Origin of the sequence: Pseudomonas helleri (assembly GCF_001043025.1) — a bacterium.
Taxonomy (GTDB): Bacteria; Pseudomonadota; Gammaproteobacteria; order Pseudomonadales; family Pseudomonadaceae; genus Aquipseudomonas; species Aquipseudomonas helleri.
The window spans coordinates 117,252-132,039 of sequence record NZ_JYLD01000004.1 but is presented as its reverse complement, the minus strand read 5'-3'; the positions used below and the strand labels follow the sequence as shown (position 1 = coordinate 132,039).

At 57.8% G+C, this 14,788-nt stretch carries 13 protein-coding genes; 4 read left to right on the top strand and 9 right to left on the bottom strand.

The genetic code is table 11. The features are described 5' to 3' along the window. Positions 1–157 precede the first annotated feature (157 nt). On the top strand, positions 158–1,471 hold the full coding sequence (gene brnQ / locus TU84_RS08280) for a branched-chain amino acid transport system II carrier protein (RefSeq protein WP_048368572.1): 1,314 nt from the start codon (positions 158–160) through the stop codon (positions 1,469–1,471). A 172-nt stretch (positions 1,472–1,643) separates the two neighbouring features. On the opposite strand, the gene TU84_RS08275 is transcribed toward brnQ, so the two are convergent. Then, complete coding sequence (locus tag TU84_RS08275; protein ID WP_048368571.1) at positions 1,644–1,898, bottom strand: hypothetical protein; 255 nt, start codon at positions 1,896–1,898, stop codon at positions 1,644–1,646. Positions 1,899–2,119: 221 nt separating this feature from the next. On the opposite strand from TU84_RS08275, the gene htpG reads away from it, so the two are divergent. Together htpG and TU84_RS08265 are read left to right on the top strand one after the other, a co-directional pair. Then, complete coding sequence (gene htpG, locus TU84_RS08270; protein ID WP_048368570.1) at positions 2,120–4,024, top strand: molecular chaperone HtpG; 1,905 nt, start codon at positions 2,120–2,122, stop codon at positions 4,022–4,024. A gap of 59 nt (positions 4,025–4,083) precedes the next feature. After that, entirely contained in the window at positions 4,084–4,812 is a 729-nt protein-coding gene (locus tag TU84_RS08265) for a dienelactone hydrolase family protein (RefSeq protein ID WP_048368569.1), read from the top strand. Between the two features lie 76 nt (positions 4,813–4,888). Here TU84_RS08265 and trhP read toward each other — a convergent pair whose 3' ends face one another. From trhP to TU84_RS08225, 8 genes are all read right to left on the bottom strand, one after another. Next, the gene (trhP, locus tag TU84_RS08260) at positions 4,889–6,229 is read right to left on the bottom strand and encodes a prephenate-dependent tRNA uridine(34) hydroxylase TrhP (RefSeq protein WP_048368568.1); all 1,341 of its coding nucleotides are present in this window, start codon (positions 6,227–6,229) and stop codon (positions 4,889–4,891) included. A gap of 84 nt (positions 6,230–6,313) precedes the next feature. After that, entirely contained in the window at positions 6,314–7,228 is a 915-nt protein-coding gene (locus TU84_RS08255) for an EamA family transporter (RefSeq protein ID WP_048368567.1), read from the bottom strand. 117 nt (positions 7,229–7,345) lie between these two features. Next, the gene (locus tag TU84_RS08250; protein WP_048368566.1) at positions 7,346–8,626 is read right to left on the bottom strand and encodes a TRAP transporter large permease; all 1,281 of its coding nucleotides are present in this window, start codon (positions 8,624–8,626) and stop codon (positions 7,346–7,348) included. Beyond that, on the bottom strand, positions 8,627–9,154 hold the full coding sequence (locus tag TU84_RS08245) for a TRAP transporter small permease (protein WP_048368565.1): 528 nt from the start codon (positions 9,152–9,154) through the stop codon (positions 8,627–8,629). Positions 9,155–9,217: 63 nt separating this feature from the next. Next, positions 9,218–10,201, bottom strand: coding sequence for a TRAP transporter substrate-binding protein (locus TU84_RS08240; protein ID WP_048368564.1), 984 nt, complete (start codon positions 10,199–10,201; stop codon positions 9,218–9,220). A gap of 59 nt (positions 10,202–10,260) precedes the next feature. Continuing rightward, the gene (locus TU84_RS08235) at positions 10,261–11,148 is read right to left on the bottom strand and encodes a glucurono-1,5-lactonase (RefSeq protein ID WP_048368563.1); all 888 of its coding nucleotides are present in this window, start codon (positions 11,146–11,148) and stop codon (positions 10,261–10,263) included. A gap of 26 nt (positions 11,149–11,174) precedes the next feature. Continuing rightward, on the bottom strand, positions 11,175–12,002 hold the full coding sequence (locus tag TU84_RS08230) for an NAD-dependent epimerase/dehydratase family protein (RefSeq protein ID WP_048368562.1): 828 nt from the start codon (positions 12,000–12,002) through the stop codon (positions 11,175–11,177). Between the two features lie 182 nt (positions 12,003–12,184). Next, a complete protein-coding gene (locus TU84_RS08225) occupies positions 12,185–13,453 on the bottom strand; it encodes an OprD family porin (RefSeq protein WP_048368561.1) in 1,269 nt (422 codons plus the stop codon). Between the two features lie 458 nt (positions 13,454–13,911). Between TU84_RS08225 and TU84_RS08220 the strand changes: the two genes are divergently transcribed. Next, positions 13,912–14,658 (top strand): FadR/GntR family transcriptional regulator, encoded by a 747-nt coding sequence (locus TU84_RS08220; protein WP_048368796.1) that lies wholly within the window; start codon positions 13,912–13,914, stop codon positions 14,656–14,658. The last annotated feature ends 130 nt before the right edge of the window (positions 14,659–14,788 follow it).

Here is a 14,788-nt window from a genome sequence, read left to right as displayed (position 1 = left end):
ACTCGGTAATCTTGCCGCCATTCTGCTTTTCTGCGTGTGCGTCCCACAAGGAAGCCACGCGCTAGACGGGTCGGTCTTATTCAGACTGACAACATTTCCCATATCCGCACGGGAAATTCCCCTCTAAATCCCGATTTACTAGTGTGGTACTTCCGTAATGAAAGTTTTGAAAGGCCAGGACATTCTGGCACTTGGGTTTATGACCTTTGCCCTGTTCGTTGGGGCTGGCAATATCATTTTCCCGCCAATCGTTGGTTTGCAATCCGGGCCTAATGTCTGGATCGCCGCGCTGGGCTTTTTGATTACGGCTGTGGGTTTGCCGGTTGTCACTGTTGTCGCCCTGGCCAAAGTTGGCGGCGGCATGGATGCACTGAGCAGCCCGATTGGCAAAATCGCCGGTGGCTTGCTCGCGGCTGCGGCCTACCTGGCTGTGGGCCCGCTGTTTGCCACACCGCGTACGGCAACCGTGTCGTTCGAAGTGGGTCTGGCGCCCCTGACCGGTGAAAGCCCGTTGGCGCTGTTCCTGTACAGCTCCGTGTACTTCTTGATCGTGTTCTTCGTTTCGCTGTATCCAGGTCGTTTGCTGGACACGGTAGGGCGCTTCCTGGCTCCGCTCAAAATCATCGCCCTGGCCATTCTCGGTATCGCCGCGTTTGCCTTGCCTGCCGGTGATATCGGTAGCGCGACCCCGGTCTACGAGGCTGCGCCGTTCTCTCAAGGGTTTATTCAGGGTTACCTGACCATGGACACCTTGGGCGCACTGGTTTTCGGCATCGTGATCGTTAACGCGATCCGTTCCCGTGGTGTCGAGTCGCCGAAACTGATCACCCGCTACGCGATCATTGCTGGCCTGGTGGCGGGCGTTGGTCTGACACTGGTGTACATCAGCCTCTTCCGCCTGGGTTCCGGCAGCCATGAAGTGGCTATCGGCGCAACCAACGGGGCTGCGGTATTGCACGCCTATGTTCAGCACACCTTCGGCTCGCTCGGCAGTGGTTTCCTGGCTGTGCTGATTGCCCTGGCGTGTCTGGTTACAGCGGTAGGCCTGACCTGTGCCTGTGCAGAATACTTCAGCAAGATCTTGCCTCTGTCCTACAAGGCCTTGGTGATTATCCTTGCCGTGTTCTCGCTGGTGGTGTCCAACCTGGGCCTGACCAAGTTAATCGCCTTCTCCGTGCCGGTGCTGACCGCCATTTACCCGCCATGTATCGTGCTGGTGGCCTTGAGCTTCTGCAAAGGCTTCTGGCATGAGCAGACTCGTATCGTCGGCCCGGTGATGCTGGTGTCGTTTATCTTCGGCGTGGTCGATGCCCTTAAAGGCGCAGGCCTGGCGGATGGCTTGCCGAACTGGCTGACTCACATGCCGTTCAGCGAGCAAGGCCTGGCCTGGCTGGTGCCGTCGCTGATCGTTCTGGTAGGTGCGTTCATTTACGACCGCCTGCTGGGCAAGTCGCAAGAAGCCATTGCCTGACGACACTGCCCGCCAAAAGCGTGCCCACAGTGTTAATAAAAAAGCCCTGTATCGATGAGATACAGGGCTTTTTTTATGGCGCTTACCTGTAGGAGCGAGCTTGCCTCGCGATCTTTTAAAAGATCAAAAGATCGCGAGGCAAGCTCGCTCCTACAAGGTCAGCTACAGCGAATTACTTGCTTTCAGCCGCTGGAGCATCCTGAGCGGCTTCTTTTGCTGCAGCTTCATTGGATTCAGCTTGGGCTTTAGCTGCTTCAGCGTTCTCTTTAGCAGCGTCGTTTACCTTGTCTTGCGCTTCAGACATGTTTTGTTGAGCTTGTTCTGCGTGCTGATTAGCGTCCTGGGCTTTGTCTTCGGATTTTTTATCGCAAGCAGCAAGGCCCAGAGAAGCGGCCAGCATCAAGGCAACAGCAACGGTATTACGCATGGGATGTTTCTCCTTGTGAGTAGTTCTACGGGGCGTTTGAGCCAGCCCGCGGTACTTAAGTTCCATCGCCCTGCAGATATATAAGTAGTGCCGATTGCACAGAATCTATTGGTAAAAAGTATCAGGCCTTGAAATCCAGAGTTCAGGCCCCAACTTTCATCACATCCCGCCGCTAACCCTCTTGGGCGTGGCTCATGCCATCTAATCGGAGTTTGATAACAATGAGCGTGGAAACTCAAAAGGAAACCCTGGGCTTCCAGACCGAGGTCAAGCAACTGTTGCACCTCATGATCCATTCGCTGTATTCCAACAAGGAAATCTTCCTTCGCGAATTGATCTCGAACGCCTCTGATGCTGTCGACAAATTACGTTTTGAAGCGCTGTCCAAACCAGAACTGCTGGAGGGCGGCGACGAACTTAAAATCCGTGTGAGCTTCGACAAGGACGCTAAAACCGTCACCCTCGAAGACAACGGTATTGGCATGAACCGTGACGACGTGATCGCCCACCTGGGTACGATCGCCAAGTCCGGCACCGCCGATTTCATGAAAAACCTGTCGGGCGATCAAAAGAAAGACTCTAACCTCATCGGCCAGTTCGGTGTGGGCTTCTACTCGGCCTTTATCGTCGCTGACAAAGTTGACGTATATAGCCGCCGCGCCGGTACACCTGCCAGCGAAGGCGTGCACTGGTCTTCCAAAGGCGAAGGCGAGTTCGAAGTTGAGAACGTCGAAAAAGCCTCTCGCGGCACCAAGATCGTTCTGCACCTCAAGTCAGGCGACGAAGAGTTCGCCGATGGCTGGCGCCTGCGCAACATCATCAAAAAATACTCCGACCACATCGCCTTGCCGATCGAACTGCCTAAAGAGCAGGCCGCAGCCGAAGGTGAGGAAGCACCGGCACTGGAATGGGAAACCGTTAACCGCGCCAGCGCCCTGTGGACCCGTCCTCGCACTGAAGTGAAGGACGAGGAATACCAGGAGTTCTACAAGCACATTGCCCACGACTACGAGAACCCGCTGGCCTGGAGCCACAACAAGGTTGAAGGCAAGCTCGAATACAGCTCGCTGCTCTATGTCCCGGCCCGTGCACCATTCGACCTGTACCAGCGTGAAGCGCCTAAAGGCCTGAAGCTGTATGTACAGCGCGTATTCGTGATGGATCAGGCTGAGTCGTTCCTGCCGCTGTACCTGCGCTTCATCAAAGGTGTAGTTGACTCCAACGACCTGTCGCTGAACGTGTCGCGTGAAATCCTGCAGAAAGATCCGATCATCGACTCCATGAAGTCGGCGCTGACCAAGCGTGTTCTGGACATGCTGGAAAAACTGGCGAAGAACGAGCCAGAGAAATATCAGGGCTTCTGGAAAAACTTCGGTCAGGTCATCAAAGAAGGCCCGGCAGAAGATTTCGCCAACAAAGAAAAAATCGCCGGTCTGCTGCGATTTGCTTCGACCCACGGTGATGATGGCGAGCAAACGGTTTCTCTGGCCGAGTACCTGGCACGCGCTAAAGAAGGCCAGGACAAGATCTACTACCTGACCGGCGAAACTTACGCTCAGGTCAAAAACAGCCCGCACCTGGAAGTCTTCCGCAAGAAAGGCATCGAAGTGCTGCTGCTGACCGACCGTATCGACGAGTGGCTGATGAGCTACCTGACCGAGTTCGACGGCAAGAGCTTTGTTGACGTTGCGCGCGGTGACCTCGATCTGGGCAACCTGGACTCCGAAGAGGACAAAAAAGCCGCAGAAGAAGTGGCCAAGGCCAAAGAAGGTCTGGTTGAGCGCATCAAGACCGCGCTGGGTGAAAGCGTCAGCGAAGTGCGTGTGTCGCACCGCCTGACCGACTCGCCAGCCATTCTGGCGATTGGTGAACAAGACCTGGGCCTGCAAATGCGCCAGATCCTTGAAGCCAGCGGCCAGAAAGTGCCGGACTCCAAGCCGATCTTTGAATTCAATCCGGGTCACCCGCTGATCGAAAAACTGGATGCGGAGCAGAGCGAAGAGCGTTTTGACGACCTGTCGCACATCCTCTTCGACCAGGCTGCCCTGGCGGCTGGTGACAGCCTCAAAGATCCGGCGGCGTATGTCCGTCGCCTAAATAAGTTGTTAGTTGAGTTGTCCGTGTAACACGTCTATAAAAAACCCGCTTCGGCGGGTTTTTTTTGCTTTGAATTCGGGAGTTTTTAATGAAATCAATTACGGTCAGTTCTGTGGTCTATCAAATCGATGGCCAAGCTTACGAAAGCCGCCTGGCATATGACCCAAGCCGCGAAGAGTCGCTGCCGGGTTTGCTGATGGCACCGAACTGGATGGGCATCAGCGCAGGCGCCGAGGACATCGCCAAAAAGGTCGCTGAGCAAGGGTATGTGGTGCTGATTGCGGACCTGTACGGCCAAGGTGTTCGTCCCGCCAACGGAGATGAAGCCGGCGCTGCCATGATGCCGCTGAAAAATGACCGTGCCTTGCTGCGCAAGCGCATGCAGGCGGCCTACGCAGTGCTCAAAGAGCAAACTGAGGCCAAGGTCGATAGCCAGCAATTGGCGACCTTTGGTTTCTGCTTTGGTGGGTGCTGTTCGCTGGAACTGGCCCGTGATGGTGCTGCGCTAAAGGCTGCGGTGTCGTTCCATGGCTCGCTGGATACACCAAACCCGGCAGACGCCAACAACATCACTGGCTCTGTTTTGGTGTTGCACGGTGCGTCAGACCCATTGGTGCCCCATGAGCAATTGCCGGCTTTTGAAGCCGAGATGAATGCGGCCGAAGTGGACTGGCAGTTGACCAGCTATGGCGGCGCAGTGCATTCGTTCACCGACCCGCACGCCAACGTGCCCGGCAAAATGATGTACGACGCCAAGACCGCACACCGCGCCTTCACCGCCATGCACAACCTGCTGGATGAAGTGTTCAAGGGCTAAATAATCTGTAGTCGCTACCGCAGGCTGCGATCTTTTGATTTTTAAAAGATCGCAGCCTGCGCCAGCGACTACAGGTTTACAGCGCTCTCTCTAGGCTTTCGCTCACCGTCAAATCACGCATCAGCAGGGCATAGCTCAGGTCCACCTGTTCGGGGATCGGCAAGTAAACCGTGTGCCCATCCCCCGGCGCGACTTCGATCGGCAATCCTGCAGTGTTATGCAATTGGTCCAGGTCAAAGTGGTAATTGCCGCGTGGAGTCATCAACTCCAGGTGATCGCCCACGGCAAAACGGTTTTTGACTTTGACTTCCGCGAGACCTTTTCGTCGCTCGCCGGTCAATTCACCGACAAACTGCTGGCGGTGTGACAGAGAACTGCCGTGTAGATAATTCTGGTACTCGTCATGCACATGCCGACGCAAAAAGCCTTCGGTGTAGCCGCGCTGCGCCAGTGACTCCAGATCATTCATCAAGTTGCGGTCGAACTCACGGCCGGCCACCGCATCATCAATCGCCTTGCGGTAGACCTGCGTCGCCCGCGCACAGTAAAAGTGCGACTTGGTACGCCCCTCAATTTTCAGTGAATGCACGCCCATCTCTGTCAGCCGTGCTACGTGTTGTACCGCGCGCAGGTCTTTGGAGTTCATGATGTAGGTGCCGTGCTCGTCCTCGAATGCCGACATGGGTTCGTCCGGGCGATTGCTTTCGTGCAGCACAAACACTTCGTCGGTCGGCGCGCCCAGACCGAGGGTCGGCTCAACCACTTTCACCACATTGCCCAGTTCGTTTTCTGTGGCGGGCTTGGCTTCGTACTTCCAGCGACACGCGTTGGTGCAACTGCCTTGATTGGCGTCGCGCTTGTTCATGTAGCCAGACAGCAGGCAACGTCCGGAGTAGGCCATGCACAACGCGCCATGGACGAAAATCTCAAGTTCCATGTCCGGCACCTGCTGACGGATTTCTTCGATCTCTTCCAGTGACAGCTCGCGGGACAGGATGATCCGGCTCAAGCCTTGCTGGCGCCAGAACTCCACACTGGCCCAGTTCACTGTGTTGGCCTGCACCGACAAGTGAATTGGCATCTGCGCGAAGTGCTGGCGCACCAGCATGATCAGCCCGGGATCGGACATGATCAGCGCATCCGGGCCCATGGCAATTACCGGCTCCAGGTCTTTAAGGAAGGTGCGCAGCTTGGCGTTGTGCGGGGCGATGTTGACCACCACGTAAAAGCGTTTGCCTTGGGCCTGGGCCTCGCGAATGCCGATGGCCAGGTTTTCGTGGTCAAACTCGTTGTTGCGCACCCGCAAGCTGTAACGCGGCTGGCCAGCGTAAACCGCGTCCGCGCCATAGGCGAAGGCGTAGCGCATGTTTTTCAGGGTGCCCGCAGGGGCGAGGAGTTCGGGTGGAGCAAGGCGCATGGTCGGGTCTTTCGCAAAAAGGCGCGATGGTAGTCGAGCCTTTGGGCGCGCTTATTGATCTGGATCTAAAAACCCGTACCTGGCTTAACGCGCCGTCCGTTGCAAGGCCAGCATGACGATCCCGGCGACCACAATCAGCCCGCCGATTACCTGGCCGTTGCTCAGCACCTGGTCCAGGATCAGCCAGCCAAACAGCAAACTCGCCACGGGCTCAACGTTCATCACCGGGGCGTTTTGCGCCATGTTCAAACGCGTCATGCAGATAAACAGCAAGCAGAACCCGAAGCCATACAAGGTGACCAGGCAGGCGAGGGCGGTCCAGCCGGTGGACGAGCTGGGCAACGACACGCCGCCGGGCAACACGCCGCTGATTCCGGCCAGTGTGGCGGCGCTGAACACAATCAACATGGTCAGCATGCTGCGTACGCTGCCGCGCAGGCTCGACAATTTGTGATCGGTGATCCACAGCGCACAGGCGAACACCGAGGCGGCACCAAAGCCAAACAAAATGCCCTCCAGCCATTGCGCCTCGGTGCTGCCCTGATTGGCCAGACGCTCGGGCACGTCCAGCGCAAACACCAGGCCGCACATGATCAGGCCCATCAGCAGGGCTGCGCGGCGGGTAGGCGCAGCGCCGCCCAGCGCCCATGTCAGCAACACCAGCAGAATCGGCGCCATATTGCCGATCAACAACGCCAGTGCTACAGGGATGCGCGCCACCGCTGAATAGAGGAAAAAGCTTTGCGCCGCAATCAGCAGGCCCAGCAACAGTTGCCAGCGCCAGTTGGCAGCGGTCAGGCGAGGTCGTTCGCGTTGCCAGACCACCAAGGCCGTCAGCACCAGCAGGGTGACCCCGGCGCGGCACAGAATCGCCAGTAGCAGGCCGGTGTCGTGATCGAACGCAATACGCGCAGCGATGTGGTTCCCGGCAAAGGCACAGGCCAGCAGCACCAGAATCAACACCGCAACATGACGGGGAAACAGAGCAGGAGCAGACATAAGCAACCAGCCTCCTTGGCTGGAAAGATACCGAACCCTCTGTAGGAGCGAGCTTGCTCGCGATCTTTTGATCTTTTAGAAGATCGCGAGACAAGTTCGCTCCTACAGAGGGGAGGGTTACAACACCAGGCTTGGCAACCACAGCGAGATGGCCGGTACGTAGGTCACCAGCATCAGCACGCCGAACAACGCCAGGTAGAACGGCAGCAGAGCTTTAACGGTGCTTTCAATTGTGACTTTGCCCACCGCCGCACCGACAAACAGCACGGCACCTACCGGCGGGGTAATCAGCCCGATGCCCAGGTTCACCAGCATGATCATGCCGAAGTGCACCGGATCAACGCCGATACCGATGATCACCGGCAGCAAAATCGGCGTCAGGATCAAAATCAGCGGCGCCATGTCCATCACCGTGCCCAGCAGCAGCAACATGACGTTGATGCACATCAGGATCACGTAACGGTTATCCGACAGGGTCAGGAACGCCGTGGTGATTTTCATCGGGATTTCCATCAGCGTCAGGATGTAACCGAAGCTGGCGGCAAAACCGATCAGGATCATCACGATGGAAATAGTCCGTACCGCCCGGTGCATCAACTTGGGCAGGTCGCGCCACTTGTAGTCGCGGTAGATAAACATGGTCACGAAGAACGACCACAACACTGCAATGGCCGCCGACTCGGTGGCTGTGAAAATCCCCGACAAAATACCGCCCAGGATGATGACCATGGCCATCAGCCCCCACAGCGCGTCACCGGCGATTTTCAGGGCCTTTTTCAGCGGGATCACTTCACCCTTGGGGTAGTTGCGCTTGCGCGCAAAGATCATGCACAGGCCCATCATCACCGCACTGAGCAACAGCCCCGGCATGATCCCGGCCATAAACAGCGAAGCAATTGACACCGTGCCACCGGCCGCCAGCGAGTACAGCACCGAGTTGTGGCTCGGCGGCGTGAGCAGGGCCTGTACCGAGCCGCTGACCGTCACCGCCGTAGAGAACTCGCGAGGGTAGCCCGCACGCTCCATTTCCGGGATTAACACTGACCCCACCGAGGCGGTGTCGGCCACCGACGAGCCCGAGATGGCACCAAAGAAGGTCGAGGCGACGATGTTGACCAGCGACAGACCACCGCGCACAAAGCCCACCAGCACCCCGGCGAAGGCGACCAGCCGGCGCGACATGCCGCCTTCGGCCATGATCGCGCCCGCCAGAACGAAGAACGGGATCGCCAACAGCGAGAATTTATTCACGCCCCCGGCCACTTGGATCATCAGCGCGTCGAACGGAATTTCAATCCACCAGGCGCCGATCAACGCCGACAGGCCCAGCGCGTAAGCCACCGGCATGCCAATCAGAATCAGCGCAACAAAGCTGCCTAACAGTACCAAAGCGTCCATTTATACGGCCTCTTCGCTGGCTTCTACGATGTCGAACCGCACAACACGGCGGTGGCTCTGGTCGCCCAGGAAGAGCTTTTCCAGGACAAAGATCAGCGTGATCAAGCCGCCGATGGGGATGGGCAAGTACGAAATGCCGACCCGCATGGACGGCATTTCGCCGAGAAATTGGTTCCAGGTGGTGGCGCAGAGTTTGAAACCCTTGACCGCCATGAACAGGCAGACGATGACCATCAGGATTTGCACCAGCACCGCCACCGGTTTGCGCACGTGCAGCGGCATGCGCTCAACCGCCATGGCCACGGCCATGTGTGCGCCTGCGCGATAGCTGGCTGCCGCACCGAAGAAGGTAAACACCACCATCAACAAAATGGCGGTGGGTTCTGGCCAGCTGGACCCTGAGCCCAGCACGTAGCGGGCGAAGATGCCCCAAGGGATGATCAGGGTCATGGTCAACACCGACAACCCGGCGATCGCAATACAGACCCTGTACAGTAAGTCGTTAAAACGCAGCACGGCATTTTTCATGGAGGCTCACCCCTGTGGCGGTGAACGGGCTGGCGCCCGCCACCGCGGCGTTATCGGACAGGCTTACTGAACAGCTTCGATACGCGAGATCAGCTCTTTGTAGTTGGCGCCGTATTTGTCACGAACCGGTTGGGTGGCGTCGTAGAAGGCTTTTTTCTGGTCCGGGGTGAGGGTGATGAACTCCACACCGGCGGTTTTGAGCTTGGCTTCGCTCTCGGCCGATTTTTTATCCCAGATCACGCGCTCTTCCATCTGCGCTTCGCGGGCCAGTTTCTGCACCAGTGCCTGTTGCTCGGGGTTGAGCTTGTTCCACGTGGTTTTGGCAATCACGATGGGTTCCGGCAGGATCAAATGGTCAGTCCAGGTGAAGTACTTGGCGTTCTGGTAGTGGTTGTGTTCAAGGAAAGTCGGCGGGTTATTTTCGGCGCCATCAATCACGCCCGTCTGCAGGGCGCTGAAGATCTCGCCGGTGGCCATGGCAATGCCGTTACCGCCCATGTCATTGATGGTGTCGATAAACACCGGGTTGCCTTGCACGCGGATCTTCATGCCTTTGAGGTCGGCTATCTCGCGCACGGGTTTTTTGGTGTAGAGGTTGCGGGTACCGCCGTCCATCCACGCCAGAGCGACCATGTTGAAGTCGGAGTTGGTGATTTTGTCGAGCATCTCCTGGCCGATTTCGCCGTCGATGATTTTGCGCATGTGCGCTTGATCGCGGAACACGAAAGGCAGGTTGAAGGCATTGGTTTCCGGCACCACCGGGCCCAGGATGCCGAGGCTGACACGGGTCATTTGCACGGCGCCAGACTGCAACTGTTCAACCACTTCTTTCTCGGAGCCGAGCACGCCACCGGCAAACATCTTGAACGAAATGTCGCCGTTGCTTTGCGCCGCCAGCTTTTTGCCCATCTCTTGTTCAGCCACTACCGGCGGATAGCCGACCGGGTGAACTTCAGCGAATTTGATCTTGATTTCGGCCTGGGCTACGCCCGACAGGCAGAAGGCAAGCGGCAATGCAGCGATGAGTAAGGTGCGTTTGAAATCCATGGGTCACTCCACATATTGTTTTTGTTATTTAAAGGTTCTGGATCAGCAGGATTAAACAGTCAGCTTGTGTACGCGGGCTCCGCCAGCCCTTTAACACCAGGGTTAAGGGCAAACACGCCGCCCGCCAAAGGTTGGTCACTGAGGTCGCCTGCGGGGCGAATCGAGGTGACGAACAGGGTGTCCAGATTCGCACCGCCAAAGGCGCACATCGCAGGCTTCTTGACCGGGACGGCCAGCGAGCGGTCAAGTGTGCCTTCGGGGGTAAACCGGTGAATCAACCCGGCATCGTTGCCGCAAATCCAGTAGCAGCCGTCGGCGTCGACAGCGGCGCCGTCAGGGCGGCCCGGATGTTGTGTCATGTCGACAAACAGGCGGCGGTTGTGTGGGGTGGCCGTGTCGATGTCGTAATCGAAGGCCCAGATCTTTTGCACGTCCGGGTGCGAGTCCGAGAGGTACAGGGTCAGGCCGTCGGGGCTGAACGCCAGGCCGTTAGGCACGATAAACCCGGTCAACTGCGGTTTCAGAGGTTCGTGTTGCCCGGCTTCATAGCGATACATCGCACCGGCGGGCACCCCTGCGGCCATGTCCAGCAGCATGGTGCCGGCCCAGAAGCGGCCCTGGCGATCACAGCGACCATCATTGAAACGCATGCCCGCTTGGGCATGGTTCACGCTGCTTAACAGGCGGGTATTCAGGCGCCCATCGGTCTGGGGCGTGAGGGTGAAAACGCCGCTTTCCATTGCGCCAATCCAGTGGCCATCATGGCCTCTGGCGATACACGCAAGCATTTGCGGGGCTTCCCAGCTTTGGCTGAAGCCATCGGCGGCCTGCCAGCGGTGCAGACGCCGGGCCGGGATATCAACCCAGTACAGCGCTTGTTCGGCAACACTCCAGACCGGGCTTTCACCCGTGGCATTGCGTGCGTCTAGAATCAGTTCGGCAGTCATGCGGCTTGATCCCTGCGTTGTTGTTCTTATTCGTCGCCAAAAGGGCCGGCTGCCACAAAGGCACCGCCTTGATAAATTCTGCTGGGGTCACCGGCAGGCGGCATGGGTTGAGCTTCAACCTTGTCGCGGAAGATCTCTGAGTTGTCCTTGGGGGCGAAACCCAAGTGCGCCGCATAGCGGTTGTCCCACCACACGTTCAAATTGTTCGAGGCGCCATAGACCACGGTATGCCCGACATTCGGCGTGTAGAGCGCGCGTTCGAGCAACTGCGTGAGGTCGGCATAGCTCAGCCAGGTGTGCATCATTCGGCGGTTTTGCGGTTCGGGGAAGGAAGAGCCGATGCGGATGCTGACGGTTTCGATGCCATAACGGTCGAAATAAAAGGTCGCCATGTCTTCGCCATACGACTTCGACAGCCCGTAGTAACCGTCGGGGCGGCGAGGGGAGCGGGCATCGAGTGTCTGGTCTTGCTGGTAAAAACCGATCACATGGTTGGAGCTGGCAAACACAACACGCTTGACCCCGTGTCGGCGCGCCGCTTCGTAAATATGAAACACGCCGCTGATGTTGGGGCCGAGGATTTCTTCAAAGGGGCGTTCAACTGACACCCCGCCAAAATGCAGGATGGCGTCCACGCCTTCGACCAACTGGTGCACGGCCTGTTTGTCGGCGAGGTCACACACGATGGTTTCTTCATGGCTGTCGGCTGCGCAGGCCATTGGCGCAATATCAGACAGTCGCAGCACCTTGGCATAAGGCTTGAGGGTTTCGCGCAGCACCTTCCCCAAACCACCCGCAGCACCGGTGAGAAGAAGGCGATTGAAGGGAGTTTGGACAGTACGAGTGTTAGTCATCAAGGACCCCTGCATTTCTTATTAATGTCATCTGTTGTCGTATGACTTGGTTCGGATTATTCACAGCCCTGGGCGGTGTTGTCAATGCGCGATTTTGCCAAGTGCCATCATTGCGCCTCAACCCTTTGCAGGCGCGAGCTTGCCTCGCGATCTTTAAACCGATCACGAGACAAGCGGGCGGGTTACAACAACGACAGCGGGTAGCTGATAAAGATGCGGTTCTCGTCAAACTCATGGGCGCTGTAGTCGCGACGGATGCTCGCGTTACGCCAGCGCACTGTCAGGTCCTTGAGGGTGCCGCTTTGCACGGTGTAGGCCAGTTCCGATTCGCGGCCCCACTCTTTGCCGTCAGTGGTGGTGGCGGTGTGGATGTTACTGCCGCTGATATAGCGGTTCATCATGGTCAGACCCGGGACCCCAAGTACGGCGAAATCAAGGTCATGACGCAGTTGCCAGGAGCGTTCCTTGGCCAGGTCATAGCTGGAGTTGTAACTGTCGTTGGCCAGGGTGCCGCCGCTGGTGCCGTTGACGCGGAACCAGCCGTCGTCGCCGTACACTCTTTGCAGGCCGACATACAGGGTGTTGCCTTTGTATTTGGCCGAGAGCAGGGCAGATGCGGTTTTGTTGTCCAGTTCACCGGCACGTTTGCTGCCGTCTTCCTTGCCCCAGAAGTAACCGAGGTTCGCGCCCAGGGTGACATCGCCCACCGGCTGGCTGTGGATCAGGTTGAGGAATTGCTGCTGGTAGATGTTTTCCAGTTCGGCATACCAGGCGCCGACCTGGGTGCGCTTTTCGTTGAAGGTGTAATCACCGCCGGCAAAATTGAAGCGGTCTGATGTGAAGGCGCCTTTGCCGTTGAGCGACATGTCTTCCATGCTCGCGTCATTGCGTGGGCTGTTGGCGCGGAACTGCCCGCCGTAAAGGTTCAGGTTGGTGATTTCTTTAGAGGTGATCTGTGCACCGCGAAAGGTCTGAGGCAGCGAGCGACCGTCATCTGAACGCAAAATTGGCAGCACCGGCATCCACTCGCCGACTTTCAGTTCAGTGTTCGAGAACTTGGCTTTGGCGGCGACACCCAGGCGCCCGAAATTCTTGGCCGGTTCGCCATCACTGCCGGTCGGCAGCAACTGCGTGCCCGCCGTGCCTTTGCCGCCATCAAGTTTTTGCGAGTACATCCCCAGCACGTCCACCCCGAAACCGACGGTGCCTTGGGTAAAGCCGGATTTGACGTCAAGAATGAAGTTTTGCGTCCATTCTTCGGCCTTGCTTTGCGGGGCGCGGCTGTTGGGGTAGTCCGGGTTGGTGTAGTTGCGGTTGATGTACGCGTTACGCAGGGTAAGGGTCGCTTTGGTGTCGTCGATAAACCCTTCTGCCATGCCTGTCAGCGGCAGCGTAAACGACATGCTGCCCAGCCCCATAAGAATCAATGAACGGGTGTTGTGAGATCTCATTATTGTTGTGCTCCCATTTTTGACAAAGCCGTCCTCACGTGACCGACAGAAGCGGCCTGCAATGTGAAGGCGGTGTGTGTTGCCCTGGTGTCAGGGCGCTGACTCAAACCGTTGTGACGGCAGAGTCTTTTGCTGCAGACAGACGTTCAGCAAAAGCGGCAGGCAATCGGCCCGTGTGCAATCGGGCTCGACCGGGGTGTGCGAGGGGCGTAATGCGAGAGAGTGCGGTCATACGGAATTCCCTGATTATTATTGTTGTGTTATCCGTTGTCGTACAACTTTGGCGGATTATTTGCACCTTCGGAGGCCTTTGTCAATGCAGGGTCAAGCAAACAAATCAGGGTTTCATCGGGGCAGGGGGTGGTTGAACTCACTGGCGAAGGGTGATCGTACAACCGCCATGAGCTATCATGCGATAACTTGCAGTTCGCACTTAGACCCCGAGATAAATGTTGACCATGGAAAACCCCACTGACGTTCCACGCCTTCCTCGCAAACGCCGTAGCCTCGCGCAGGAATTGGTGACGGTGCTGTCCGAGCAAATTCGCGACGGCTTGCTCAAGCGCGGCGACAAGCTGCCCACCGAGTCCGCGATCATGGAAGCCCATGGCGTCAGCCGCACTGTGGTGCGCGAGGCAATCTCCCGTTTGCAGGCGGCAGGGCAAGTCGAGACGCGGCATGGCATCGGCACGTTCGTGCTGGACACGCCGAGCCCGAGCGGCTTTCGTATCGACCCGGCCACCGTGGTGACATTGCGCGACGTGCTGGCGATTCTGGAGTTGCGTATCAGCCTGGAGGTTGAGTCGGCCGGGTTGGCCGCGCAGCGTCGTAACCCGGAACAGTTGGCCGCCATGCGTGCCGCCCTGGATGCCCTTAACGAAAACACTGCCCGTAACGGCGATGCCGTGGCGTCGGATTTTCAATTCCACCTGCAGATTGCGCTGGCCACCGGCAACCGCTATTTCACCGACATCATGAACCACCTGGGCACCAGTATCATCCCGCGCACCCGCCTCAACTCGGCGAGCCTGGCCCATGATGATCAGGGGCAGTACATGAGCCGCCTGGGCCGTGAACACGAAGAAATCTACGCCGCCATTGCCCGCCAGGACTCCGACGCCGCCCGTGCGGCCATGCGTTTACACCTGACCAACAGCCGCGAACGCCTGCGCCATGCGCATGAAGATCCAGAGGCGCAGGGCTAAAGAACTGCACTTGTAGTCGCTGCCGAAGGCTGCGATGGGCGGCGATGGGCTGCGCAACGGCCCTCACCGTTGAAGTCAACAGCGAAGGTCCTGCGGTCCTTATCGCAGCCTTCGGCAGCGACTACAGGTC